Origin of the sequence: Marinobacter sp. (assembly GCF_965229985.1) — a bacterium.
GTDB lineage: Bacteria > Pseudomonadota > Gammaproteobacteria > Pseudomonadales > Oleiphilaceae > Marinobacter.
Genome location: NZ_OZ245935.1, coordinates 3,057,652 through 3,083,234 on the forward strand (window position 1 = coordinate 3,057,652; position 25,583 = coordinate 3,083,234).

Consider the following 25,583-nt stretch of genomic DNA (forward strand, 5'->3'; position numbering starts at 1 on the left):
TTTTGTACACTAGGGCAGCGTTACTGAAGGGAGGTAACGCTGCCCTTTTCGTTTTGCGGGTTTTGTTGGTTTCCTTCCCCTCCCCTTCGAGTTTGCTTTTCTATGGCGCTTGTAAAATTCCAGACTGAAAATTTCCGCAATCTGTCTTCTGCGCCTGTCAGCTTCTCGCCTTCTTTTAATCTGTTGTACGGAGAAAACGGCAGCGGCAAAACCAGCGTCCTGGAAGCCATTGGTTATCTGGGGTTGGGGCGTTCTTTTCGGGTGAACCGTCATCAGGCGGTGGTGAGTCATGGCCAACAACGACTCACGGTGTTCGGCGGTCTGGATCACGGTCTGGAGGAAAAGGACGGCGGGAATGACTCTGAGCTCGTGCATCGGTTGGGAATATCCCGTGATGTCGGTCAGAAGGAAACGGTTTTGCGGGTGGATGGTGAAGCAGTGCGCAGCCTTTCTGGCCTCGCGAAACATCTTCCGGTATCGGTAATCGACCCCGGTGTTTTTGATGTGATCGCTGGAGGACCTGGAAAGCGGCGGCAGTTTCTCGATTGGTTAGTGTTCCACGTGGAACCTTCTTTCGGATCGTTATGGCAACAATGCCAGCGAGTCACATCACAGCGGAATCAAACGCTGAGAAATGGTAGACTAGACGAAGCTTTAATGCGGGTCTGGGACCATCAGTACGCTACCCTGAGTGAACGCATTACCGAGGCTCGGTCTCGCACCTTTAGCCGATTCAAGGCGGCTTTTGAAAAGCTGGTTCGGGAGGTGGAAGTACCCTGGACCGAAGGTCTGAGGCTTGAGTACTACCCTGGCTGGGATGTAAGCCGCCCACTGGTGGAATTGCTTGCAGATCATCGGGAGCAGGAACGAAAGGTTGGACACACGCTTTATGGTCCGAACCGCGCGGACATCCGGCTGAAGTTTCAGGGCAGGCCTGTTGCCGAAACCTTCTCCCGGGGCCAGCAGAAAACCCTGGTTATTTTGATGAAGATTGCCCAAGGCATGGTGTTGAGTGAGCTGGGCAAACAGGTGACCTTTTTGCTTGACGACATTAACGCCGAGCTGGATGAGGGGCATCGGGCCATGTTGGCCAACAGGTTACAGGCATTACGTTGTCAGGTGTTTATCACATCGATAGAGCGCCCCCTGGTGGGACAGCTCTGGCCCGGGGGTAACGCACCGGATTACAGATTGTTCCACGTGGAACATGGCAAATTGACGGAAGAATAAGACCGGTGCGAAGAGCTAGAAAGCCCCGGCCTATCACGCTTCAGGAGTTTCCGAATGAGTGAATCTAACTATAATTCCTCCAGTATCAAAGTCTTGAAAGGACTGGATGCGGTGCGAAAGCGGCCGGGTATGTATATCGGGGATACCGATGATGGCACAGGCTTGCACCACATGGTCTTTGAATTGGTGGATAACTCCATCGACGAAGCGCTTGCGGGCTACTGCTCAGAGATTGGGGTGATTATCCACCCGGACGAATCGGTGACTGTTAAAGACAACGGCCGTGGTATTCCTGTAGATCTGCATGAAGAGGAAGGGGTTTCGGCAGCGGAAGTTATCATGACCGTGCTGCACGCCGGTGGTAAATTCGACGATAACTCCTACAAGGTGTCCGGTGGCCTTCACGGTGTGGGCGTTTCCGTAGTGAACGCACTGTCCTCTACCCTCACCCTGACGATTCGTCGTGATAACAAGGTCTACGAGCAAACCTACACCCATGGTGTTCCCAATGCGCCTCTGGCGGCTGTTGGTGAAACCGATGCCTCGGGCACCAAGGTACATTTCATCCCGTCGCCGGAAACCTTCACCCACATTGAATTCCACTATGACATTCTTGCGAAGCGCCTTCGTGAACTGGCGTTCCTGAACAGTGGCGTGCGCATCCGTCTGACCGATGAGCGCTCAGGTAAGGAGGAGGTTTTTGAATACGAAGGCGGTCTGCGGGCCTTTGTTGAGCATCTGAACGCCAACAAGACACCGATTAACCGGGTATTCCACTTCAATCGCGAGCGGGAAGACGGTATAGCCGTGGAAGTGTCCATGCAGTGGAACGATGCGTTCCAGGAAAATCTGTACTGCTTCACCAACAACATTCCCCAGCGGGATGGCGGTACTCACCTGGCCGGCTTCCGCGCCGCCCTGACCCGTTCGCTTAACAATTACATTGAGCAGGAAGGTCTGGGCAAGAAAGCGAAAGTTGCGACTTCCGGTGACGATGCCCGTGAAGGCCTGACCGCCATCATCAGCGTGAAGGTGCCGGATCCGAAGTTCTCCTCCCAGACCAAGGACAAACTGGTGTCCTCCGAGGTGAAAACCGCGGTGGAGCAGGAGCTGTACCAGAGTTTCGCGGAATACCTGCAGGAGCAGCCCAACGAAGCCAAACTCATCGTCAACAAGATGATCGAGGCTGCCCGGGCCCGTGAAGCTGCCCGCAAGGCGCGGGACATGACCCGCCGCAAAGGCGCCCTGGACATTGCCGGCCTGCCCGGAAAACTGGCGGATTGCCAGGAGAAAGACCCCGCCCTCTCTGAACTGTACATTGTGGAGGGTGACTCGGCGGGTGGCAGCGCCAAACAGGGCCGTGACCGGAAGACCCAGGCTATCCTGCCGTTGAAGGGTAAGATCCTGAACGTGGAAAAAGCCCGCTTCGACAAGATGCTCTCCTCTGCGGAAGTAGGCACCCTGATTACAGCGCTGGGTTGTGGTATAGGCCGGGAAGAGTTCAATCCCGACAAATTGCGTTACCACTCGATCATTATCATGACCGATGCGGACGTGGACGGTTCCCACATCCGGACCCTGCTGCTGACGTTCCTGTTCCGTCAGATGCGCGAAATCATCGAGCGTGGCCACGTCTTTATCGCCATGCCACCGTTGTACAAGGTCAAGCGGGGCAAGCAGGAGCAGTATCTGAAGGACGAGAAAGCCAAGGAAGCCTACCTCACCCAGACGGCACTGGAAGGCGCCCAGCTCTATGTGAATCCGGAGGCTCCGGCGATCAAGGATTCCGCGCTTGAAACCATGGTCAAGGACTACCAGGCCGTTATGAACATGATTGGCCGCCTGTCACGGGCCTACCCGGCCAAGGTTCTGGAGCAGATGCTCCAGAACGTCACGCTCAAGCCCGAGCATCTGAAGGAAGAAGAGTCCGTTGCACGCTGGGTTGCACGCCTGGGTGACGGCCTGGATCTGGACACCCGTACTGGAACCAAATACACCTTCTCGGTGACCAAGGATACTGAACGGGGCCTGTTCCTCCCGAAAGTGACCATCTATGTTCACGGGATCCCCTACGATCACGTCTTCAGTCATGAGTTCTTCGAATCGTCCTCCTACGCGGCGATCGCCCGTATGGGTGAGACTCTGGATGGTCTCATTGAGGAAGGTGCCTATATCCAGCGGGGTGAGCGCAAACAGGCGGTTCTGTCTTTCGAGGGCGCTTTGGACTGGCTGATGAAAGAGGCCCAGCGCGGCCTGAACATTCAGCGCTATAAGGGACTGGGTGAGATGAACCCGGAGCAGCTGTGGGAAACCACCATGGATCCGGAGACCCGTCGTATGATGAAAGTAACGATCGAAGATGCCATTGCGGCCGATCAGATCTTCACGACTCTGATGGGCGACGATGTAGAGCCCCGTCGCGACTTCATCCAGACCAATGCGCTGGAAGTGACCAACCTGGATATCTGATCAACAAGTTTCAGGTGCAATAAAAAGCGGCGGAGGCTTTCAAACCTCCGCCGCTTTTTCATGTCCGGCCTTATCGGAAACCCTCCAGGACTGCTATTTTCCAGCGGTTGATTCCGAGGACTTGTTACTTTCCTTCTCTTTTTCGGCCAGATGAGGCGCCATCACCTCTTCCAGAGTGTACCCGGTCAGCCGGCGGATGGTACGCCAGAGATAATAAAAGATGAGCATCATCATGATCATGGAAGGAATGGCGATCATTGGATAGCTCACCAGGGTCATCCGACCAAGCTCTTCATTAAAAGCCTCCGTACCAGACGGGCTGACAACGATCCACTTGGCAATGACGTAGTTCATGATCGATGAGAACAGGAAAGTGCCGGCAAAGAAGTAACTGGCCTTGAGCAGGCGTGCCTCGAACTCTTCAACCCGGTTATGCTCCTCCAGCGTCTTGTGGATTTTATCCACATCCAGAACCGACGGGTTATACAGGAGGGTTCGTACCAGCGGATATTTCGTCCTTGTAGAAGCCAGTACCGCCAGACCAATAATCGCCGGAATCGCAGCTTCCTTGATGGCCAACCATCCCGCATCCAGCTCAAGCAAGCCAATGCCGCCAGTCAGGCCAACGCTGATCAGACCGAGTACCGCGATGAAGTTCTTTTTGCGGTACTTGACCAGCTCGAACAGACCCCAGCCCAATGGAAATCCCAGGCCGATAAGCAGCGCGTTGACGTTGCCCAGATGTTCCTCGCCACTGAATTTCATCAGGATAACGGAGGGGATAATAATGCTGACCAGCAAATCGACCCAGGGCCTTGGCTTGTGGTCCGGTACGTTGGCGGAGCTCGGAGACGTCATGATCTAGCCTGGTTGGTGAAACTGTAGCAGGCCGAGGGGCACTGCCGGAGGACTCCTGGCAGTATACGACGAATCCGAGCCCGGACGTAACCGGTGTTAGAAGGCTCCCGAGGAAGACATGGGGGAGCCCGAACTGCCGGTCTGCAGACTGTTATTTGCACCAGACTGCCAGACCAGCTGAGACGAAGGATCGGATTCACTGCGCTTGATACACTTCCATTCGACGCTGCTGTCGGCGGGCATCTCGAAGGTGCCGGCCCAGGTGGGATAGTTCGAGGCATCGAGTTTCAGGGCACCGGCCGGCGACCAATTGCCTAAGTCACTGTTATTTCCTGTGATATAGACGCTCTGTCCCCAACTGGTTATCCCGTTGGCGCACTGAAAGGTAACCGATACCTTGTCAATATCCCCGGCGTTGTCGTTGCCTGAGTTGTTGTCTCCACTATCCCCGTTGCAATCCGCGCCAACATGCAGGGCTGCAGCCTGCATTGCAGGAATATCCAGCGTAACCTGCCCACCCTGAACGGTGACACAACTGCCATCACCTGCGACATCCCGATAGTCGCCATCCGGGAGGAAAGTGCTGAACGTTCGGAACAGGTTGCCACCTTCCCGGTTAATGGCGACAAAGCCCTTATCGCCACGGCTAAAGGCAATCTGATTGCCGCCGTTGTCCCACCATCCGGAGACGCCGGTGCCATCGGTTATATTCCGGAACTCCACCATATTGGCAATGGAACCCCAGCGGTGCTCACATATCCAGGCGCCGCCACATTCAGCGCTGCCATTCTGATAAACCGACTGGGCAGGCGGGCCCTGATCACCATTGGAAAAGCCATAGCTGGACATCACTTTCGGGTAGCCGTAAGGCCACGCCAGCATGAATACATTGGCGAGGTTATACAGACTGCCGTCTTTGTAAGTCACCACATTACTGCCACCGGCACCATGGCCGCGCTGGTTGTCATGATTGTCGGTAAACACGACGGCGTTACCTCCGGCCAGAAAGCCCCAGCTCTCTCCAAAACTGTTCAGGTAGGCAAGTTTCTGATTTTTAAACACATTGCCGATAGAAGAGCTGTACCGGAACTCGGTGACATCGGAAGTGCCGGTGTATTCCCCAGCACTCACCGCTTCCCCGCCAAGGTCAATCACTTCCTGGAACACATACAACGGCTCGTTCACTCTCGAAAGGATCCCGCTGATGTCCCCGGGCGCCATATGCTTCGCTGCATCAATCCGGATGCCTTTCACACCGAGAGAGGTCAGGTGATTCAGATAACCGGCTATGGTGTTCTGAACGTAGGCCGCATCGGTATCCAGGTCTGGGAGGCCCACCAACTGGCAATTCCGAACCCGCCAGGCGTCGGTTCCATAATCCTCGGGATTGATACCACAGGGCGTATGGAAATCGTTACCGCTGTAGACCGGAAAACTGAACGAACCGGAATCGTAGTACGAACCAGCCGTCCCGGTCCCGGACCCATTGGCCATATGATTGATGACCGCATCGGCGTAGACGTCAACCCCGGCGGCGTTGCAGCGCTGGACCATATCCGCAAAGGCGCTGGCATCGCCACTGCGACTGTTTAACTGATAACTGACAGGCTGATACCGGGTCCACCAGGCGCCACCCTGGATATGCTCCTGAGGCGGCGATACCTGCACCGCGCTGAATCCCTTTGGACCCAGGAAATTCTCACACTCCTGGGCAACATCACTCCACTTCCATTCGAAAAGATGGACAAACGCTCCTGCCTGGGCCTGTTGCATGGGCAGGGTGGTCATGATCACGCCTAGAGTGGCGCCGGCGATAAACCGAGGTAATTGAATCATTGCATGCTCCTGTGTTGTCTTTGTTTTGGTGCATCGAACAGGCAAAAGAGCGTCAGTCGACGTTTCTCACCTGCTCACAGACAACATGCAGTGATCAACAATTGGCCAAAACATCCTCACAAGGATTAAAAGGGGCGTAGTGGCAGGAAGGGTATAGTTAAAGGTCACACTCAGTGGTTTGAACACCAGTGATCAGGTTATTCCAAAGCAGTCCCGGACATAAAAAAAGCCGGGCTTGTGCCCGGCTTCTCTGACTCCTCACGAAACCCAGTACCGATCAGGCACCAACTTCCTTGAGGCTCTCTTCCACAATTGCCAGACCTTCTTCCAGCACATCGTCTTCGATGGTTACCGGCATCAGGAACCGCAATGTATTGCCGTACATACCACAGCTCAGAAGAATCAGGCCCTTCTCCTTCGCCTTCTTGGTCACCGCGGCCGCCAGTTCCGGCTTGGGTGTCCGGCTTTCCTTGCTTTCTACCAACTCAAAGGCAGCCATGGGACCGAGGTTGCGCACATTATCCACGTGGGCGAACTGTTCCTGCCACTGGCTGAAGCGCTGTTTCAGCTTCTCGCCTAGCGCCTGGGATTTGCCAAGAATGTCCTCCTCCTTGAACACATCGAACACGGCCAGTGCTGCGGCACAGGCGGTCGGACTACCTGTATAGGTACCGCCCAGCGAGTTCGGGCCGGAAGCATCCATGTACTTGTCGGTGCCAACAATCGCGGAAATCGGCATACCATCTGCCATACTCTTGGCCATGGTCATCAGGTCCGGCTCAACGCCGCTATGCTCGATGGCAAACATCTTGCCGGTACGACCAAAGCCACTCTGAACTTCGTCCGCGATCATCAGGATGTCGTTCTCATCGCAGATCTTGCGGATTTCTTTCAGGAAGCTGGTCGGTGCCGCGTAGAAACCGCCCTCACCCAATACGGGCTCTATGACGATCGCTGCGGTGTTATGCGCCGGGGAATCGGCTTTCATAGCCATCTTCAGGCCACGCAGTGCTTCGTCTTCGCTGACGCCGTGGTATGGAACGGGGTAAGGTGCACGATATACGGTTCCGGGCATGGGACCGAAATCCGTCTGGTAAGGGGCAGCCTTGCCGTTCATTGCCATGGTGTAGAAGGTACGGCCGTGATAACCGCCGTCAAAGCAGATCACGTTGGTCTTGCCGGTCGCCGCACGGGCAATCTTCATGGCGTTTTCCAGGGCTTCTGCACCGGAGTTGGCCAACATCACCTTGGCATGGCCACGTACCGGTACCACGCCGCTGAGTTTCTCTGCCAGTTTAACGTAGCCCTCATAGGGCATAACCGTCTGGCAGGTATGCATCAGCTTGTCCAGCTGTGCCTTGACCGCTTCAACCACCTTTGGATGACGGTGGCCAATGTTCAATACACCGATGCCGCCGGCAAAATCGATCATGCGTTTGCCGTCTGCATCCCACAATTCCGCATTCGTTGCGTGGTCGGCAAACTGTTCATTGGGACTTGCCGCGCCCGCCGCAACGTAGCGTTCTTTGAGTGCCTGCAATTCTTTATTGCTCACTTTGCCATTCTCCCTGGGTTCAGGTTCGAAAGTTTCACCTACCAGTGTAAGTAGTACGGTGACAGGAAACAAACCGACTATTGTCGCCCTCAGGCGGCATTCTCCCGAAATTGCAGTTTTGCGAGGCGCTGATAGAGGGCGTTATGGCGCATCAGCTCATCGTGGCTGCCCACGGCCAGCAGGCGCCCCTGGTCCAGTACCGCAATACGGTCAGCGTCCCGGACTGTTGCCAGACGATGGGCAATCACCAGGGTGGTTCGCCCGGATGTCAGCGCTGGCATCGCCTGCTGGATCAGGTTTTCACTTTCAGCATCCAGGGCACTGGTGGCTTCATCCAGCAACAGGATCGGGGCATCGGCAAGCAGCGCGCGGGCTATGGCAAGACGCTGCTTCTGGCCACCGGACAGGCCCAGGCCGGCATCCCCGAGCCGGGTTTCGTAGCCTTTGGGCAGAGCCTGGATAAAATCATGGGCATGGGCGATCTTCGCCGCCTGCTCGACGTCTTGCTGACTGGCATCGGGCCTCGCGTAACGGATGTTGTCGGCCACAGTGCCATGAAACAGGGCGGGATTCTGGGGCACCAGGGAAAAACACCGGCGCAGGTCATCGAGAGACAGCTCGGCGGTGTCCATGCCATCGATGAGAATGCTGCCCTCCGTTGGCTGGTAGAAGTGCAGAAGCAGATCAAACAGGGTGGATTTGCCGGCTCCGGACGGCCCCACCAGGGCCAGGGTTTCGCCGGCTTCTACCTCAAGCGTCAGATCCGTCAGCGCGGGCTGTTCCGAACGCCCGGGATAGCTGAAGCTCAGATGGTCAATCTGAATCGTACCGTGCACGTGTTCAGGAAGCTCACGGGTCGCGCCTTTACGCTCAAACGCCGGCTCGGTCTGCAGCAGCTCAAACAGCCGTGCCGCCGAACCGGCCGCCCTCTGCAACTCGCCAATTACCTCACTGATGGCACCGGCAGCAACGCCCACCAGCAGACTGTAAAACACGAAGGCCGCCAGCTCGCCGGGGCTGATCCGGCCGTTAATTACATCCAGGCCCCCGATCCAGATAACAATCCCGACGGCGCCCATCACCAGGGAAATAGCCAGCGTGGTCAGCCAGGCGCGCTGCCGGATACGTTGCCGGGCAATGTCGAAGGCCCGTTCCGATACCTCGGAAAAATACCGACGGTCGTGGGGCTGGTGGTTAAAGGCCTGAACGGTCTTGATCTGCGTGAGGTTCTCGCCCACGTAACTGCCAACATCGGCCACCCTGTCCTGGCTGAGCCGGGACAGCGAGCGAACTCTCCGGCCAAAGAACAGGATGGGAGCAATCACCAGCGGAAAGCCCAGCAGAATGATACTGGCCAGCTTGGCGTTGGTGATGAACAGCAGCAGCAACCCACCGACCAGCATCAGGGCGTTACGCAGGGCAATGGATACGGTGGAGCCAATCACCGACTGCAGCACGGTGGTATCGGCGGTAAACCGCGACTGGATTTCCAGGGCCCGGTTCTGCTCGAAAAACCCCGGATGAAGATCAACCAGGTGGTTGAAGACTTTTTTGCGAATATCCGCCACCACCCGCTCGCCGATCCAGGACACGAGATAGAACCGGGCAAACGAGCCAAATGCGAGCCCCAATACCAGGATGAAAAACAGACCGATGGCCCTGGCCAGGTTCTCCGGCGACTCGGTGGCTAATCCCTGATCGACGAGAATACGTAAACCCTGCCCTAACCCGAGCGTAATTCCGGCCGTAAAAATCAGCGCCACCAGGGCACCGGCGACAGCCCGGCGATAGGGGCTGATAAAGTCGATGACCAGTTTCAGGGCTTTGCGGTGACGAGTGTTAATGATGTGCCTCCTGGATACGGGGTGCTGTAGACTCCGCTAACAATACGGTTTGTACTCCATACAAGACCTATCATACAGCTACGCAAGAGCGTGCGGGTGGAGCGGCTTGCCAGGACCGTCGAAAGCCAGGGATGGCTTTCGCCGAGCGTACAGGGACGTATTTACAGCGTGTCCTGGCAAGCCGCTCCACCCGCGCGCTCGACTACTCCGAAGCGGAAGGAACATGAATTGAGAGCCTACGCCGACAACGATTACCCGGCAGATCATAAACCGGACTGGAAAATCATTTCAGGCCTCTGGCCCTACCTCGCCGAATTCCGCGGCCGGGTGGCCTTATCCCTGGCTTTGCTGGTCTTGGCCAAGCTGGCCACCGTCGCCACGCCCATCGCCCTGAAATACATCGTCGATTACCTGGACCAGAACCGCGGGGCGGACATGCTGCTGTGGATTCCAGTGGTTCTGGTGGTGGCCTATGGTTCGCTGCGCTTTGGCGCCACCCTGTTCAATGAGCTTCGGGATGCGGTTTTCGCGCGGGTGGCCGAGCGGGCCATGCGGCGGGTGTCCCTGCGGGTGTTCGAGCACCTGCACCAGCGGGAACTGGCCTTTCACCTGGACCGCAAGACCGGTGGCCTGGCCCGGGATATCGAGCGGGGTACCAACGGCATCAGCTTCCTGCTGCGCTTTACCCTGTTCAACATTGTGCCCACCCTCCTGGAAATCCTGCTGGTGGCCGGCATCCTGTTCGTGGTGTTCAACGTCGGTTATGTGTTGGCGATTCTGGTGGCCGTGGTGGTCTACGTGGTCTTTTCCATCAAGATTACCGAGTGGCGGACCAAATTCGTGCGCGAAGCCAACGCCCGGGATAACCAGTCGAACTCGCGGGCGATAGACAGCCTGCTGAACTATGAAACCGTCAAATATTTCAATAATGAACGCTATGAGGCGCAGTTATACGACGTCGATCTGGACGACTGGGAACAGGCCCGGCTGAAAAACCGGTTGTCGTTGGCCGCGCTTAACTCCGGCCAGGCATTGATTATTGGTCTGGCGATGATCGTGATCATGGCCATGGCGGTCCAGGAAGTGGCCAGCGGTGAGATCACCCTGGGTGACTTCACCATGATCAACGCTTACCTACTCCAGCTGTTCATTCCCCTGAATGCCCTGGGCTTTGTCTATCGGGAAATCCGGCAGGCCCTGGTGAATGTCGAGCGCCTGTTCAAACTGCTGGGGGATAAACCGGCCATTGAAGATGCCCCGGATGCCACCGATCTGGCTGTGGATAAAGGCGAAGTGCAGTTCGACCATATCCACTTTGCCTACCGCCCAGACCGGCCCATCCTGCGGGATGTGAATTTCACCATCCCGGCTGGCCACAAGGTGGCGGTGGTGGGGGCCAGCGGTGCCGGCAAATCCACCCTCGCCCGCCTGCTGTTCCGTTTTTACGACGTCGATGAGGGCGCCATCCGTATCGATGGCCAGGATATCCGGACCGTGACCCAGGACAGCCTGCGATCGGCGATTGGTGTGGTGCCCCAGGATACGGTGCTGTTCAACGATACCCTGTACCGGAACCTGGCCTATGGCCGGCCGGAAGCCACCGAGGAAGAGGTCTATCGGGCGGCCCGGATGGCTCACCTGGAAGACTTTATCCACAGCCTGCCGGACGGCTATGAAACCAAAGTCGGCGAACGGGGCCTCAAGCTCTCCGGTGGTGAAAAACAGCGGGTGGCCATTGCCCGGGTGATTCTGAAGAACCCGCCGTTGCTGATTCTGGATGAGGCCACTTCCTCGCTGGATTCACTGTCGGAGCAGGCGATCCTTGGCGCGCTCAACGAAGTCAGCCAGCAACGGACCACGCTGGTAATAGCCCATCGGCTCTCCACCATCCGCGATGCCAACACCATTCTGGTGATGGACGGCGGGCGTATTGTCGAAAGCGGCAGCCATAACCAGCTGCTGGCCGCTGGCGGCCACTACTCCCATCTCTGGGCGCAGCAGCACAGCAGTCAGAAAGAAAGCAATGACGACAAAAAGGACGCCAGTGACTAATCCGGCCTGAGCCTTTCGGCCAGGCCTGAGGCACGCACCACCTGCTGCCCGACAGCGTCCCTCAGAACCTCCTGGGTGCCGGTAATCAGGCTGAACCAGTTCCGGGCCCGGGTGATGCCGGTGTAGATCAGTTCCCTCGTCAGGACGGGGCTGAGCCGGTCTGGCAGCACCAGGCAGGTGTGGTTGAACTCTGAACCCTGGGATTTGTGCACTGTCATGGCGTACACGGTTTCCAGCTGCTGCAGACGACTGGGCGAGATCCAGCGGATACCGCCAGGCGCGTCGCTGCTGGGGAACGCCACTCGCAGGGTGTATCGGGGCTCACCGGTTTCAGTCCGGTCCCAGGGCACGCTGACGGTAATGCCGATGTCGCCGTTCATCAGGCCCAGGTTGTAGTCGTTACCGGTAATCAGCACCGGCCGGCCCGGGTACCAGCCCTCGGCCCGCGGGATCAGCTTTTCCGCCAGTAACTGCCTTGCGACCCGGTCGTTCAGTCCTTCCACACCCCAGGGGCCCTTGCGCAGGGCACAGAGCACCTGGAAGTCACTGAAGGCTTCAAGGAGCTGTACCGCCATCGCATCCCAGTCTTCGCGAGGGCTGTTTTCGTTCAGGCCGTGATTCTGTAACCGTTCCAGATAATGGCGGTAACCAACGGGTGGTGGCAGGTTCCGGCCGTTCACATGCCGACCCTGCCCGGCATTGAGGAATGCCTCCGGTGAACCGGTGATGGCATGGCGACATACCAGATCCAGGGTGTCTTCCGGATCCGGTTTTCCGGATTGGCCGTTGAGCAGGATGACGTCGTCGAAGGCCGCTTCCCGGATATGGCGCAACATGTCGCTATCCAGCGCATTGGTATTCACGGCTTCCGCGAATGCCCGGATGCCGCTGTCTTCCCGGAACCGGTAACTCTTGCGCAGCATGGCCACGGCCTGGTCCATGGGCAGGCCGGATGCGTCCACCAGAGACTCCGGTATCTGGCTGCCGGTCATGGCGGCCAGCCACTGTGCCGTTTGCGGGGTGTAGTGGGCCTGCAAGGCCCGCTGGCACAGTTCACCCAGTACCGCACCGGCATCCACCGAGGCCAGCTGGTCCTTATCGCCGAGGAGGATCAGCTGGGCGCTGGCGGGCAGGGCATCGAATACCGACGCCATCAGGTCGACGTCCACCATCGAGGCCTCGTCGATCACCAGGATATCCACCAGCAGCGGGTTGTCGCGGTTATGGCGGAATTTGCGGGTATCCGGCCGGCTGCCCAGCAACCGGTGCAGGGTGGTGACCCTGGTGGGAATGTCAGCAAGCTCCACGTTGCCGGGCAGCTCGGCAAGGGGCAATCGGCTGACAGCACCACCGATGGATTCGTTCAGGCGGGCGGCCGCCTTGCCGGTCGGGGCGGCCAGGCGGATGCGGTATTTGCGGCCGGCCCGTTCTGGCGATTCCCCGGCGACCGCCTGCAGGGCTGCCAGCAGATTAACTACCGTGGTGGTCTTACCGGTGCCGGGCCCGCCAGTGATCACGGCGAAACGGTTGCGGGCGGCCAGGGCACAGGCCAGCTTCTGGTAATCCACCGGTTCTGACGACTGGAACAACTGGCCGAGTGCGCGGGACAGGGTTTGGGCCGGCCCGGATTCCGGATCTGCCAGGGCGGATGGCAGAGCCAGGCGTTGCATGATGCCCTCGGCAATGCGTTGCTCGTAGCGCCAGAATCTGCGCAGGTAAAGCCGGTGCCCATTCAGCACCATTGGTGTTGTGTGTGAGCCATCACTCACTGCGCAGGCCCTTCCCAATATGCTCAGACATTCCGGCAGCGTCACAAAAGCAAGCACCTCGGCCGGTTTTGGCTGGTCCGGTTCGCCGGTGCCGGAATCGGTGAGTGGCTCGTAAACCGACTCCTCCGGTGGCAGTGACAGGGTATGGCCGGCATCGGCAAGGAGATGGCCCAGATCCACGCAAACATGGCCACGACCCACCTGATGCGAGACCAGCGCCGCCAGCAGCAGAACCAGCGGGTTCGGGCGTTCGCCCTGCTCTTCCGACAGCTCCCGGATCAGCCGGGCGAAACCCACATCCAGCGGGCGGATCCACTCCGCCTGCTGCCAGTGAACCAGCAGAGCCTCGGTTTTATCCGGGCTGGTGAGCAGATCGTTGATATCGATGCTGGTACCACCGGCTGCCGTCATGGTCGAGGTTTCCGGAGCGGTGTCCTCGGCGAACAGATCAATCTGGTGGTCGGATTTTCCGGTGTGAGAACGGGAACGGCTCATGCAGCCACCTCCCCGGTTACGGACTCGCCATCGAACAGGGCATCCAGTTGTTCAATCAGGGCTCTGGGTGGTTTGTCGGTGAAGGCACCGCCGCTGGCGGAATCAACGCCTCGCAGGAACAGGTAAACCGCGCCGCCAATGTGCCGCTCGTAGTCGTAATCCGGCAAACGGGCTTTCAGCAGCCGGTGCAGGGCCAGCAGATAGAGCACGTATTGTAGGTCGTAGCGTTTATCCAGAATGGCGTTGCCCATGGCCTGGTCGGTATAGGTGCTGTCATCCTCGCCCAGGGTATTGGATTTGTAGTCCAGCACGTAATACTGCCCGTTGTGTTCGAGCACCAGATCGATAAAGCCTTTGAGCATGCCGTTGAATCGGGTCTCCTCGACCCGGGGCCGGTCTGCGCCGTTCAGGGTGTGCGCGGTCACCAGCTGGTCCAGTTTCCGGACGCTGACGTTGCGGCTTTCAAACCAGAACTCCAGTTCCGGGCGCAGGGTGGTCAGGTTCGCCAGGCTGATGCGTTCTGTGCCGGCCCGGTCGAGGCTCAATGGTCTGCTGATCAATGCCAGCAGCCAACGCTCCAGCGGTTCCACCCAGTCACTCCAGCCACGGGTTCCGCAGCGTCGGGCCAGTTGCTCATGAAGCAGGGGCGGGTTATCCACAACCCGCTGGAACCCCTGCTGCGTGCACCACTCCAGCAATTCGTGCAGGAAAGTGCCGGGGCCGGCGCCCTTGGGAAAGTTGTGCTGGTTGCGGTGCGTAGCTATCGGTTCCGCCTCTTCCCCTGCCTCCTGGCTGCTTTCTTCCAGCAGGTTCTGGGTCTGGGCGTCTTCCACCTCACCGGTGAAGGCGATTCCGGTGCCGGTCATGCCGGTGTATTCGATGGACGAGTAACTGGCAATCCACCAGTCCTCTTTTGCCTCCCGGGAGGAGACCAGCGCCGGGCCGAGGGCCTCCGGGGCCTGCTCGTGGTATTGCGTCTCGTCCGGATCCGGTAACGGGGTAATCCGGATCTCTGCTCTGCCCTGGGCCAGCTGACTCAGGCGGTCGCTGATACGGCTCTGCCCCTCGCCGGCAATCAGGTAGCCCAGACCACTTTGCTGCCAGTTGTCCAGGGCCGCCGTGCCCACCCAGGTGGCGAACCGGGCCCGGGTCAGGGCCACGTAGAGTTTGCGGATATCCTCACCCAGGCGTTCCTGGTCGGCCCTGGCCACGTCTTCCGGTGCCGGGTCGAACACGGTAACCAGCCTGCCCTGGTCATCGTGATAGCGCACGAAGGCCTGCTTTTCACTCTGGGCGCGAAAGGCGGTGCCAAAGGGCAGGAACACCAGGGGGTACTCTAGACCCTTGGATTTGTGCACGGTGATGACCTTCACCAGGCCGGCATCGCTTTCCAGCCGCAGGGTACGGTGTTCGTCTTCCTCATCGGCTGCCCGCAGGATCTGGGTGTAGTGGTGCACCAGGGCATGTTCGCCGTCCAGTTGCAGGCTGTCCTGCTGCAGCAATTCGGCAATGTGCAGAATGTCGGTCAGCCGCCGTTCGCCGTCGGGCCGTTGCAGCAACCGGCCCGGGACCTCGAAATCCATCAGGAAACTGCGCAGCATGGGAAGCACACCCTGCTTCTGCCATTGCTGCTGGTAACCGATAAAGCGCTCGATTTCCCGCTCCAGCACGAGCTCGTCGGTGAGCAGCTGATTCAGGGCATGCCAGGACCGACCCAGGGTGGGCGTGGCCAGGGCGGCGCGGATGTAAGCCAGTTGCCGGGGCTCGGCAAACGCCCGCAGCCAGCACAGTATTTCTTTGGATTCCCGGGAGGTCAGCACCGAATCCCGGTCTGACAGGTAGACGCTCTTGATGCGTCGCCGACCCAGGGCGTCCCGAACCGCACTGGCCTCGTTGCGGTTGTTAACCAGTATCGCGATGTCTTTCGGGGCAACCGCCTCCAGATCCTCCGGATTATCCGGCAAGGCAAAACCCGCCTGCCCGGCTTGGCCCAGGGTCAGCAAACGGGCGATCTCGCTGGCGCAGGTTTCTGCCACGTCGGCTGTAGCGGTGCCCTTGGCAATACCTTTTGGATTGCCGTCCCTGTCCTCTTCCCCGGATTCGTGGGTCCAGAACACCAGGCTGGGCTGCACCTCGCCGTTGATCGACCAGCTTCGTTTGGTGCCGTTGGCGTCCACTCCCTGGAACGGCAGCGGTGAGGTGTCGCCCTTGCCGAACAGGAAGGCGCCGTCCCGGCTGTGCTGGTCGCTGTGTTCAAATACCCGGTTGACCGCCGCCACCATGGTTTTGGCGGAGCGGAAGTTCTTGCCGAGTGTGTAGGTTCGCTCTTTCACGCCCTGCCTGGCCTGCAGGTAAGTGTAGATGTCGGCACCCCGGAAGCCGTAAATGGCCTGCTTGGGATCCCCGATCATCAACAGGCAGGTGCCGGCGTCGGCGCTTTCCACATCATAGATACGGTCGAAAATGCGGTACTGCACCGGGTCGGTGTCCTGGAATTCGTCGATCAGGGCCACCGGAAACTGGCGACGGATGGTGGCCGCCAACTGGTCGCCACGGGGACCGTGCAGCGCATCGTCCAGCCGGGTGAGCAGATCGTCAAAGCCCATTTCCGAGCGCTTCTGCTTTTCCGATTCCAGCCGCTCGGCAATCCAGTGGCTGGCGTGGCGCAGGATATCGGATTTGGCACTGGGCTGGTTCTGGCTGAAATCCAGCAGCGCTTCGATGGCGTCGAGAGCAGGGTGATGGGGGGCGGATTCATCACCTTTGAGAATATTGTCGAGACCCTCGGGCGTCTGATTTTTGTAGCCGGCGGCCGTGTCGATTTTCTCGGGCAACAGGTCGTCCGATTCCGCCCAGGCGACCAGAAAGTCCCAGACCTTGACCATGGCATTCTTGCTGGCGCCGTGGAGCCGCTTGCTCTTGTTCAGATCGTTCAACAGCTCGATGACGTCTCCTCGCCACTGGCTCCAGGGGTAAGCCTTCAGGGCCTGTGACTGTTCCAGACGCCGCCTGACTACCTGGTCGATGGCCTGGTAAACGCTCTCCGGCGGTGTGCCCAGGCTCTGAGGATCGTCAATCAGGTTGCGAACACCCTGGCGCAGATCCCCGGGCGTTTTCCAGTGACCCAGGGCCTCATCCATCAGCAACGGGGGCAGCGGGTAGACAAAGGTGCGCCAGTAATCCCGGGCGACCTCGTCCAGCAATTCACTCTGGTCGGTTTCCAGGGTGAGTTTGAACAGGCTGCCGCTGTCGAAGGCGTGCTCGCTGAGCATGCGGTTGCAGAAACTGTGAATGGTGGATACCGCCGCCTCATCCATCCACTCGGCGGCCAGCAATAGCTTTTTGCGGCATTCCGGCCAGCTGGCCGGATCCGGGTAGCTTGCATTCCGTAGCTGATAGATCAGTGCGGTTTCCGCGGGCGGATTAGGCTCGTCGGGTGCGTCGGAAAACACCTCGGCGGCCTGGGTGAGCCGGGTGCGGATACGGTCACGCAGCTCCTTGGTGGCAGCCTCGGTAAAGGTCACCACCAGCAGGTTGGGAGGCAGCAGGTTCTGCAACGGGCTGTCGGGGGACTGGCCGTGGCCAAGCACCAGGCGCACATACAGAATGGCAATGGTGAAGGTTTTGCCGGTGCCGGCACTGGCCTCGATCAGGGCACTGCCGTTCAGGGCCAGGGCCAATGGGTCCAGATTCGGGTTCCGGTTGTCCATCTGTTCCGTCATTCCACACTCCCGATCTGATCCGCCGCCGACTTGCCCTGCTCCGCTTCCCAAACCGGCACGTAGAGCTGATGCAACAGGGCTTCAAATTCGCCACTGGCCATCAGCCGTTCCGGCGTTTCGAACGCGCCCATCAGGTAACCGGTGTCCCGCTCCAGGGCAGTGGTGTAGGCCTGCTCTGCCTCATTGATGGCACGCTCGTGATCACCGACATACTTTTTACCGCCGTAGAAACTGGTGATCCAGGCAAAGCCGGCCTCGCAGTGAATCGGCAAGGCCCGGGTGGTGGCTTCCATCCATCGGGTGAGTACCGCCTCGAACAGCGGTCTGGCCTGTTCCGGAGCCAGAGCTGCAAAGCGGAACCGGCGGCCCTCCTCCTTGCCCAGAACCAGGGTTTGGAAAGGCTGCCCGCTCAGTTGCCCGGCAAGATGAATCAGCCAGTCCCGGATCAGGTTGGCGTAGCGTACTTTCCTGCCCGATCCGGAGCCGCTCAGCAGGCTGGAACTGGCCACCACCAGCCGGCACAAGTCGCCCTCGGCATTGCAGCGAAGGCCGTCTATCAGATCGGCAACGGCTACCGAACCCAGGGCATTTTCAAACGGGTAGTCAAAAGGCAGAGGCTCGGCGACCGCCTCCGGCCAGTCAGCCAGTGCGTTCTGGTACCGCTCGAACAGGTCCGGCAAGCGACCGGCCAGCTCGGAGCGCAGGCGGTGCTCGGTGACGCCCATCCCCAGGTCCCCGCGTCGGGCCATCCGGTCCAGGGTTGTTTGCAATCGTTCGTCCAGTTCTTCTTCATTACTGGCTTTCAGCAGCCCGTCCTGAATCAGCTCGTTATCCAGGCGCCAGCGGTCCAGACCGTCCAGATCGAAATTCTCGTTGTCGGTGTCGTCGTCTTCGACATCCTCGAAGCGCACCTGAAGTCGACGCTGGTAAAAGGTGTCGATGGGCTTTTTCAGGAAAGCCGCCAGATCGTTCAGGCTGATGGGCTCCTCGGGCGCTTGGTACGGAAGGGCAGACTGCGTCTGCTCTATCGCCCCAGCACCATGAGCACTGCGCCATTCCCGTTCATAGGTGAACAGATGACGGGCCTTCAGGACGTCGTTCAAGGGCCTGGGTGGGCTGTCTTCGCCCTCACCACCATTTTCCAACCCGTTGGCTTTCGGGAAATAGGCCCGGCTGAAGGGTTGCAGTGGATGCTGGGTGGTTAGGGCTTTGGTGACCTTTGCCTCCGGTTGCCCGGCCACGGACCAAAGGCTGTCCAGATGATCCTGTAGCTGACCCACCAGCACTGACGGTGGCCGTTCCGAATCGTCCTTGATGCTGCGGCCGACCCAGCTGATGTACAGCTGCTCCCGGGCAGACAGCAGGGCTTCCAGGAACAGGTAGCGATCGTCTTCCCGGCGGGAACGGTCTCCCGGGCGGTAGTCCTGGGCCATGAGGTCGAAATCCACCGGCGGCCGTGAGCGGGGGTAGTCACCGTCGTTCATGCCCAGCAGGCACACCTTCCGGAAGGGTATGGCCCGCATGGGCATCAGGGTGGCGAAATTCACCTTGCCGGCCAGGAAGCGCTGGTTCAGGCCGCCTTCATCCAGCCCCTCCAGCAGAATATCCTTGACGATATTGAGGGGCAGTGTCTGTTCCTGCAGGCCGGCGGCCATGGCGTCATCCAGCCACTGTTCCAGCTGGCGGCGGAATCGGTTCAGCAGCAACAGGTCGCTGCCTTCCACTTTGTGGAAAAATTGCCCGAGCATCTCTGAAAACAGGCGTTCCCAGTCTTCGGGTGTGCGATTGGTCTGCAGCGCCTGCCAGAGGGCTTCCAGTTGATGCACAAAGTCGTTCAGGCGGCCCGCCAGGCTGGCCTGAAGGCCGCCGATTTCGCCAAAGGGTTCCACGCCGCCCCAGGGCTCGTCGTCACCCATGCCATAACCCAGCAGCATTGACCGCAGGCCGGATTGCCAGGTATTGCGTTCCAGTTCCGCCGGCAGGTCCAGGCTTTCCCGGTGCCGGCCGTGCAGGCCCCAGCGGATATTGGCGCCCTCTACCCAGCGCCGGGCCAGGGGAATTTCCTCTTCGTTAATCCCGAAGCGATCCCGTATGCCCGGCACCTCCAGCAGGCTGATGATCTCACTCACCGCGAATCGGCTTCGTGGCAGTGACATCAGGGTCTCCAGGGCGATCAGCACCGGTTCATGGTGGCGCTGGCCCTGGTCAGAAATGGTGAAGGGAATGTGGCGCTTCCGGCCGGGCTGGTAACGGCCGAACACGGCCTGGATGTGCGGCGCGTACACGTTGATATCCGGCACCATCACGATGACATCCCGGGGCCGCAGCGTGGGGTCCGCGTTGAAAGACGCCAGCAACTGATCGTGCAGGATTTCCACTTCCCGTTGGGGGCTGTGGGCCTGATGGAACGCCAGGGAATGATCCTGCTGCAAATCCAGTTGTCGCTGCTGCTGGCGGATTTCCTGCAGGGGCGTCAGATTGTGGATATCGTTCTGCAGCTGGTGCAGCAGGCGCGGTGTGTCCTCGTTGCCATGGTTCGAGAAGATATCGATTTTCTGGTCCGGGGTCTGGAAGCTGCCCCGGTATTCCTCCGGGTTGTCGAACTCGTCCAGCAGCCGGATGTAGTCGCGGCCCTGCTTGCCCCAGGCGGCCAGCAGCGGATTGGCGTGCTGGTGCAGCTGGTCTGGATCTTCAACGGATGATAGCGCGGGATGGGTTTTGCCCCGTTTACGTTCGGCGGTGAGCAGCTCCCGGTCGCTAATGATATCGGCCCAGTAAAACTGGCAGGGGTTGTGAACGCAGAGCACCACCTCGCTAAACCGGCTCAGGACATACAGGGCTTCCAGCGCTTGCCGCGGCAGCGAGGAGACGCCGAACACGACAATACGGGTCGGCAGCCGGGACGGGTTGGCGGGTGTCGGAAGGCGCTGGCCCTGTTCCATGAACCGGGTGTGGATCTGCGAGCGGCTGGTATGGGCTTCCGCGCCCACATCCTCAACCAGCCGGCGCCAGAGCAGGGGCTGCCAGCGGGTTTCCGCATCCAGCGGCTTCTCCTCTGCCCGGGCCGTGATTATCACGTCTTTGCCCTGCTCCCAGGCCGCCAGCCAGTCGGCCCGGAACACCTGGTACTGGTCGAACAGATCCGCCACTTTCTCAGCAAGCTGGAAATTGCGCAGGTCCGGATCGTGGCCCTCCAGAAACCGGGCCAGCGGGGTAAAGGCTTCGTCCTGCCCCACCAACCGGGGCAGCAACCGGTACAGCCGCCACACCAGGCGACGCTTGTCGAAGGGCGACTGTTCCGGCACCTCGCCGTCCGGGAGCACCGCCCGATAGGCCTGCCAGATAAACCGGGCCGGGAACAGAAAATCCATGCCGGCGGCAATGCCCAGGCCGCCTTCCATGCCATCGTCAGTGCGCTTCTCCGCCAGTGCCAGCTTCAGCCACTGGGCAATGCCGTTGCTCTGTACCAGGAAGGTCTCGCTCTGCAGCGGGGGCATGGGGTTATGCCGGCAGATGTACACAACGGCCCGGCGCAGATCTTCCAGATGGTTGGCGTGGATCGCGTGAAACCCGGGTTCGATGTTGGCGGGTTGCCCGGTGGACTCGGTGGAGAGTGCGGCCATGAATTTCCTTGTCTGGTGTGCAGTTCAATCCTGTTGCCACAGGTTACCGTATGTGACCACAGATGCGGACAGTCTGAAACGTCTGAACACCGGAAATCATGGCGGCCCGTTGCGACAGGCGGTGTCGTGAACTATCTGCGCAGGAGAGACGCATTATGTGGACACTGATCACCGGCGCCGGTTCGGGCATTGGCCGGGCCCTCGCTCTGGAGCTTGCCGCCCGGGGCCATAACCTGATTCTTGCCGGCCGGACCCTGGCGAAGCTGGAGGAGGTGGCGGAAACACTTCGCGCCGAGGCACCTGACTGTGAAGTGATGACACTGGGCGTCGATCTGGCGGATCCGGGCAGTACCCGCGATCTGGCCCACCAGGTGAGTGATGCGGTCGATCACCTTTCAGCCTTTGTCTATTGTGCCGGCGTGGGTGAACCGGCCGCGGATTTCGCCAGCCTTGGCCTGATTGATTTTCAGGAAGCGCTGGCCGTGAACGTGTCTGCCCCGATGCTGCTCACCCAGTCGTTGCTGCCGGTGCTCAAAGGCGGCGATCCCGCGTCGAGGATTGTCATGATTGGTGCGGGTATGGACAAGCACGCCCAGCCGGGAACCGGCAGTTACGGGATCAGCAAAATGGCGTTGCGTCGGCTGGTGCGCCAGATGTCCGTGGAATTCGACACCATGTCGGACGGACCGGTGGTGAGTCTGTTCCAGCCGGGGCTGGTGGATACTCCCGGAATCAGGAGCCATATCCATAAGGCGGGTGAAATGAACCTTCCCCATGCGGAATGGCTGAACAGGCGCCTGGCGTCCGGGGACTGCCTGACCGCCGAGCAAGCCGCCAGTGCGTTGGCGTTCACGCTGAACCAGGTTCCGGAGAGTGATTTTCACGGTGCCGTTTTCAACGGCGCCGATCTGGTGGATTCCTTGTCGTTTGCCGGAAGCTGACGGCTGGCGAAGTGGATCCTTGCCTTAAACCCCTATCTTGAAGGGTAACCCGCATGCTTAAAGGGGAACCCTCATGGTTTCGCCGCTGCTGTCCGGCATACCGATCATTTCGTCGGTACCGGTAGGCGGAATCACTTCGGTGCTGGCTACCTGATAATCGTGAAAGTATTCCCGTACCGCGCAGGCACCTGAAAACAGAACCGGCTTGTCGTGGGGATCGGTCAGAACATAGCCCTGACCATCCAGATAGAACCTCGCCATGTCATAGCGCCCCTCCATGGAGACGATCTCCAGCAAGGAAATGGTGTCGTGTTTGTGGCTTTTCAGTTCGCCAGTATCCATGTGCATCGGAAGTCTCCCGCGGGCTCGTTGTCGTAATGAAGGTTACGGAACACACAGCCAAACAGGTCAATAAACGAGCAATCATGAGCAGGATTGGTTTGGTCAAAGCCGCCGTGGACGAGCAGTTGGATGACAACTACGACCTTTTGGCCATGAGAATACTTTTCCCCCCGGATCGCCCGGCAGTAGAAATCAATCAGGAAATCAAGGACCTGTATGTATACCCGGAACGGCTCAAGACGGGGTATCGGGACGAGTGGCGTGCCATTGCCACCCGTGCGTTGTTCCGGAATGCCTTTGGTGATCACTGGCGGTCGGATGAAGACAATCTGGATCGGTATCTGAGTTTTCTTCGGGAGCAGGCCATTCCCCGCTGTGTTCACGAGAACATTGACCTGTTCCGCATGCTCGGAGAAGTCCTTGCCATCGCCAGGTCTGACAACGCCATTGCCTTTCCCGATCCGAAGCGTCGGGCACTGATGAAGATCATCTGGCCGGAGAAGGGCAGCCGGTAAGATGAATCCCCCTGCCGAAACGCGAATCCGGAGCCCTGTTCCGGCCGTATTGTTTAAAAGATGAACAATAGAGAGGTGCCATCATGGGTCACCAAAACATCATATTCGGAAAGTGGCTGATTCCCGTTCTTCTGACTTTTATGGGGCTGGCCATCCTCGGGTCCTCACAGTCTGTAGCCAGCGACAAAGATGCGGAAATCCGCGACACCATCCTTCGCCAGATCGAAGCCTTTGCCAACAACGACGAGGAGCAGGCCTGGGCCCACGCCTCCGAGGGCATCAAGCGTCGATTCGGGTCGTCCCAGGTGTTCGTGGATATGGTTCGCGAAGCCTACCCGGCTGTGCACAATGCCACGGCCATCGAATTTACCCAGCGCGTGCCCCATGGCGCCTTTGAAATCCAGGTGGTGCGGTTGCAGGGACCGGAAGGCAAGCGGTGGGACGCCTATTACCGGATGGTGTTGACGGAAGGCGCCTGGAAGGTGGCCGGCGTGAGACTCCAGCCGGCCGAGCTGGGCATTTAACGGGCTCAGGCCAGGTGCCGCCCGCCGTCCAGGGGCAGGGTCCTGCCCGTGATGTAGGGATTGTCCAGCAGGAACTGCAGTGTAGCGACAGCGACCTCGGTCCCGGGCTCGATGCCCAGCAATGATTTTTTCAGGGTTTTTTCCCGGTAGGCCTCGCTGTCGCCCTGGTTGAACATGATCAGGGAGGGGGCAACCGCGTTCACCTTCACTTTCGGCGCCAGCAACCTTGAGAACGAAAGGGTCAGATTGGCCAGAGCCGCTTTGCTGGCGGCATAGGCGATATGCTTTGCGCTGCCCTTTTCCACCACATAGTCCGTCATGTGGATGATATCGGTTGTCGAATCACCCTGCTCCAGCATTGATCGGCACGCGAGGTTGATCCGGTACGGCGTCATCACGTGGATCTGCATCATGGCGTTCATCACGTCTGCCGGCTCCGAGTCCTCGCTCTCCGGTAACCAGTCCGAGGCATTGTGGACAATCGCGCGGAGTTTGTCCGTCCGCGCTTTCAGGGCCTCGATGAAGCCATCAATGCCTTCGTCGGTGGCAAAATCCGCGTGGAGACATTCGGCACCCGCTTTCTGCAGTGCATCGATGGCCGGGCGATAGGTGCGGTAGGTAACGATGATGGGCTGGCCACGATCAAGGCAGGCTCTGGCGAAGGCCAGGCCGATTCTCTGGCCGGCGCCGGTGATCAGAATAGGTGCGGTCATGACATCTCCAATCAGGGTTCAATCTGCTTAATCTCCGAATTGAATACGTCAATAATCGTCTCGCAGAGCCATTTATGACCGGATTCTTTCTCCGAGTTCTGATCCCAGCAAAGGTCAAAGGAGAACACCACCTCCTCCAGTGGCAGCGGGGCGGCTTTGAGATGTTTGAGGCGCGGATCCAGGGCCAGCAGGCGCTGTGGCGCTATGGCAATCAGATCTGTTTTCAGCAGGATATCGGGAATGGCGTCCCAGCTGGACACAATCAACGCAGAATGTCGTTCAAAACCACGCCCGGCCAGGGCGTCATCAATCACCGTTGTACCCGTGGACGCCTGGGAGAGTTTTACATGGGGCAACCTGGCATATAGTTCAGGGGTCATCGGCTCCGACGCGGCGGGATGGTCTGGTCGCATCAGCACCACAACGTCATCGGCCATAAGCCGTTTACTACGGACGGCTTTGGGCTTGAGCCGACCGGGGGTCAAACGAATCTGGGCGTCTACCCGGTCCCACTCGGAGCTCTCGGTGGAAATCGAGAACGGCAGAATATCGATGGTGATATTCGGCGCTTCTTCACGAATCCGCCGCGAAAAACTTGGCAGGAAAAAGCCGGAGATATAATTGGCCACCTGCATGCTGAACACGCGCTTTGACTCGGCTGGCACAAATTGCTGCTGGGCACTGATCGCGCTGGACAGGTACGACAGGCCGTCTTCCACCTGGACAATGAGTTCTTTGGCTCTTTCGGTGGGTTCCAGCCCCTTGGCGGTGCGGTAAAACAGCTGGTCATTGAGCATCAGGCGCAATCGCGCGAGTGCGTGGCTGACGGCCGAGGGGGAGAGCCCAAGCTCATTGGCCACTTTTGATATCGAGCGTTGTTCCATGATGTTGGTGAAAATTACCAGCAAATTAAGATCAAAATCGCGTAAATTCACCATATTTATTAATTCTCGCAGCTTGCCGTCATTATTGTTATCGCAACGTCCTCCTGGCAGCGCTGTCGCGCTTCAGGCCGGCCGTTGAGTGCCAGAGGCATCTGACAAGTCTCGCAGACCCGGCAAATTTGCGCCAGATTCAGAGGTGTTGGCAATCAGA

16 protein-coding genes are annotated in these 25,583 nt (G+C 59.2%); 6 read left to right on the plus strand and 10 right to left on the minus strand.

From position 1 onward, the window contains the following. The first annotated feature begins 102 nt into the window (after window positions 1–102). Both recF and gyrB read left to right on the plus strand, forming a co-directional pair. Entirely contained in the window at window positions 103–1,230 is a 1,128-nt protein-coding gene (gene recF, locus ACO06L_RS13965; protein WP_202346232.1) for a DNA replication/repair protein RecF, read from the plus strand. Between the two features lie 54 nt (window positions 1,231–1,284). After that, window positions 1,285–3,699, plus strand: a complete 2,415-nt coding sequence (gene gyrB / locus ACO06L_RS13970; protein ID WP_202346233.1) for a DNA topoisomerase (ATP-hydrolyzing) subunit B — start codon at window positions 1,285–1,287, stop codon at window positions 3,697–3,699. Between the two features lie 93 nt (window positions 3,700–3,792). On the opposite strand, the gene ACO06L_RS13975 is transcribed toward gyrB, so the two are convergent. The 4 genes from ACO06L_RS13975 to ACO06L_RS13990 form a co-directional block, all read right to left on the minus strand. Beyond that, window positions 3,793–4,557 carry a VC0807 family protein gene (locus tag ACO06L_RS13975; RefSeq protein WP_202346234.1) on the minus strand — a complete coding sequence of 255 codons (765 nt, stop codon included), beginning with the start codon at window positions 4,555–4,557 and terminating at the stop codon, window positions 3,793–3,795. A 96-nt stretch (window positions 4,558–4,653) separates the two neighbouring features. Continuing rightward, window positions 4,654–6,393, minus strand: a complete 1,740-nt coding sequence (locus ACO06L_RS13980; protein WP_202346235.1) for a carbohydrate-binding module family 20 domain-containing protein — start codon at window positions 6,391–6,393, stop codon at window positions 4,654–4,656. A gap of 277 nt (window positions 6,394–6,670) precedes the next feature. Continuing rightward, window positions 6,671–7,948 (minus strand): 4-aminobutyrate--2-oxoglutarate transaminase, encoded by a 1,278-nt coding sequence (gene gabT, locus ACO06L_RS13985; RefSeq protein ID WP_202346236.1) that lies wholly within the window; start codon window positions 7,946–7,948, stop codon window positions 6,671–6,673. 89 nt (window positions 7,949–8,037) lie between these two features. Then, a complete protein-coding gene (locus tag ACO06L_RS13990) occupies window positions 8,038–9,768 on the minus strand; it encodes an ABC transporter transmembrane domain-containing protein (protein ID WP_202346559.1) in 1,731 nt (576 codons plus the stop codon). 252 nt (window positions 9,769–10,020) lie between these two features. On the opposite strand from ACO06L_RS13990, the gene ACO06L_RS13995 reads away from it, so the two are divergent. Next, a complete protein-coding gene (locus ACO06L_RS13995; RefSeq protein ID WP_202346237.1) occupies window positions 10,021–11,844 on the plus strand; it encodes an ABCB family ABC transporter ATP-binding protein/permease in 1,824 nt (607 codons plus the stop codon). Here ACO06L_RS13995 and recD read toward each other — a convergent pair. Genes recD through recC form a run of 3 tightly spaced genes read right to left on the minus strand, consistent with a single transcriptional unit; the run spans window position 11,841 to window position 21,453 of the window. Then, window positions 11,841–14,108 carry an exodeoxyribonuclease V subunit alpha gene (gene recD, locus ACO06L_RS14000; protein ID WP_202346238.1) on the minus strand — a complete coding sequence of 756 codons (2,268 nt, stop codon included), beginning with the start codon at window positions 14,106–14,108 and terminating at the stop codon, window positions 11,841–11,843. The two genes, ACO06L_RS13995 and recD, sit on opposite strands and share 4 nt — an antisense overlap. Next, the gene (recB, locus tag ACO06L_RS14005; RefSeq protein ID WP_202346239.1) at window positions 14,105–17,830 is read right to left on the minus strand and encodes an exodeoxyribonuclease V subunit beta; all 3,726 of its coding nucleotides are present in this window, start codon (window positions 17,828–17,830) and stop codon (window positions 14,105–14,107) included. The genes recD and recB overlap by 4 nt, the downstream gene beginning before the upstream one ends. Then, window positions 17,827–21,453 (minus strand): exodeoxyribonuclease V subunit gamma, encoded by a 3,627-nt coding sequence (gene recC, locus ACO06L_RS14010; RefSeq protein ID WP_202346240.1) that lies wholly within the window; start codon window positions 21,451–21,453, stop codon window positions 17,827–17,829. Before recC ends, recB begins: the two co-directional genes overlap by 4 nt. 155 nt (window positions 21,454–21,608) lie before the next feature. Here recC and ACO06L_RS14015 point away from each other — a divergent pair, with 155 nt between their 5' ends. Next, on the plus strand, window positions 21,609–22,394 hold the full coding sequence (locus tag ACO06L_RS14015) for an SDR family NAD(P)-dependent oxidoreductase (protein WP_064229460.1): 786 nt from the start codon (window positions 21,609–21,611) through the stop codon (window positions 22,392–22,394). A 57-nt stretch (window positions 22,395–22,451) separates the two neighbouring features. Here ACO06L_RS14015 and ACO06L_RS14020 read toward each other — a convergent pair whose 3' ends face one another. Then, window positions 22,452–22,742 carry a DUF6482 family protein gene (locus ACO06L_RS14020; protein ID WP_202346241.1) on the minus strand — a complete coding sequence of 97 codons (291 nt, stop codon included), beginning with the start codon at window positions 22,740–22,742 and terminating at the stop codon, window positions 22,452–22,454. A 77-nt stretch (window positions 22,743–22,819) separates the two neighbouring features. On the opposite strand from ACO06L_RS14020, the gene ACO06L_RS14025 reads away from it, so the two are divergent. Further along, window positions 22,820–23,251, plus strand: coding sequence for a hypothetical protein (locus ACO06L_RS14025; RefSeq protein WP_202346242.1), 432 nt, complete (start codon window positions 22,820–22,822; stop codon window positions 23,249–23,251). 83 nt (window positions 23,252–23,334) lie between these two features. Next, window positions 23,335–23,775 carry a DUF4864 domain-containing protein gene (locus ACO06L_RS14030; RefSeq protein ID WP_202346243.1) on the plus strand — a complete coding sequence of 147 codons (441 nt, stop codon included), beginning with the start codon at window positions 23,335–23,337 and terminating at the stop codon, window positions 23,773–23,775. 5 nt (window positions 23,776–23,780) lie between these two features. Here ACO06L_RS14030 and folM read toward each other — a convergent pair whose 3' ends face one another. Further along, window positions 23,781–24,488, minus strand: coding sequence for a dihydromonapterin reductase (folM, locus tag ACO06L_RS14035; protein ID WP_202346244.1), 708 nt, complete (start codon window positions 24,486–24,488; stop codon window positions 23,781–23,783). A gap of 11 nt (window positions 24,489–24,499) precedes the next feature. Further along, window positions 24,500–25,426, minus strand: a complete 927-nt coding sequence (locus tag ACO06L_RS14040) for a LysR family transcriptional regulator (protein ID WP_104321034.1) — start codon at window positions 25,424–25,426, stop codon at window positions 24,500–24,502. Window positions 25,427–25,583: the final 157 nt, after the last annotated feature.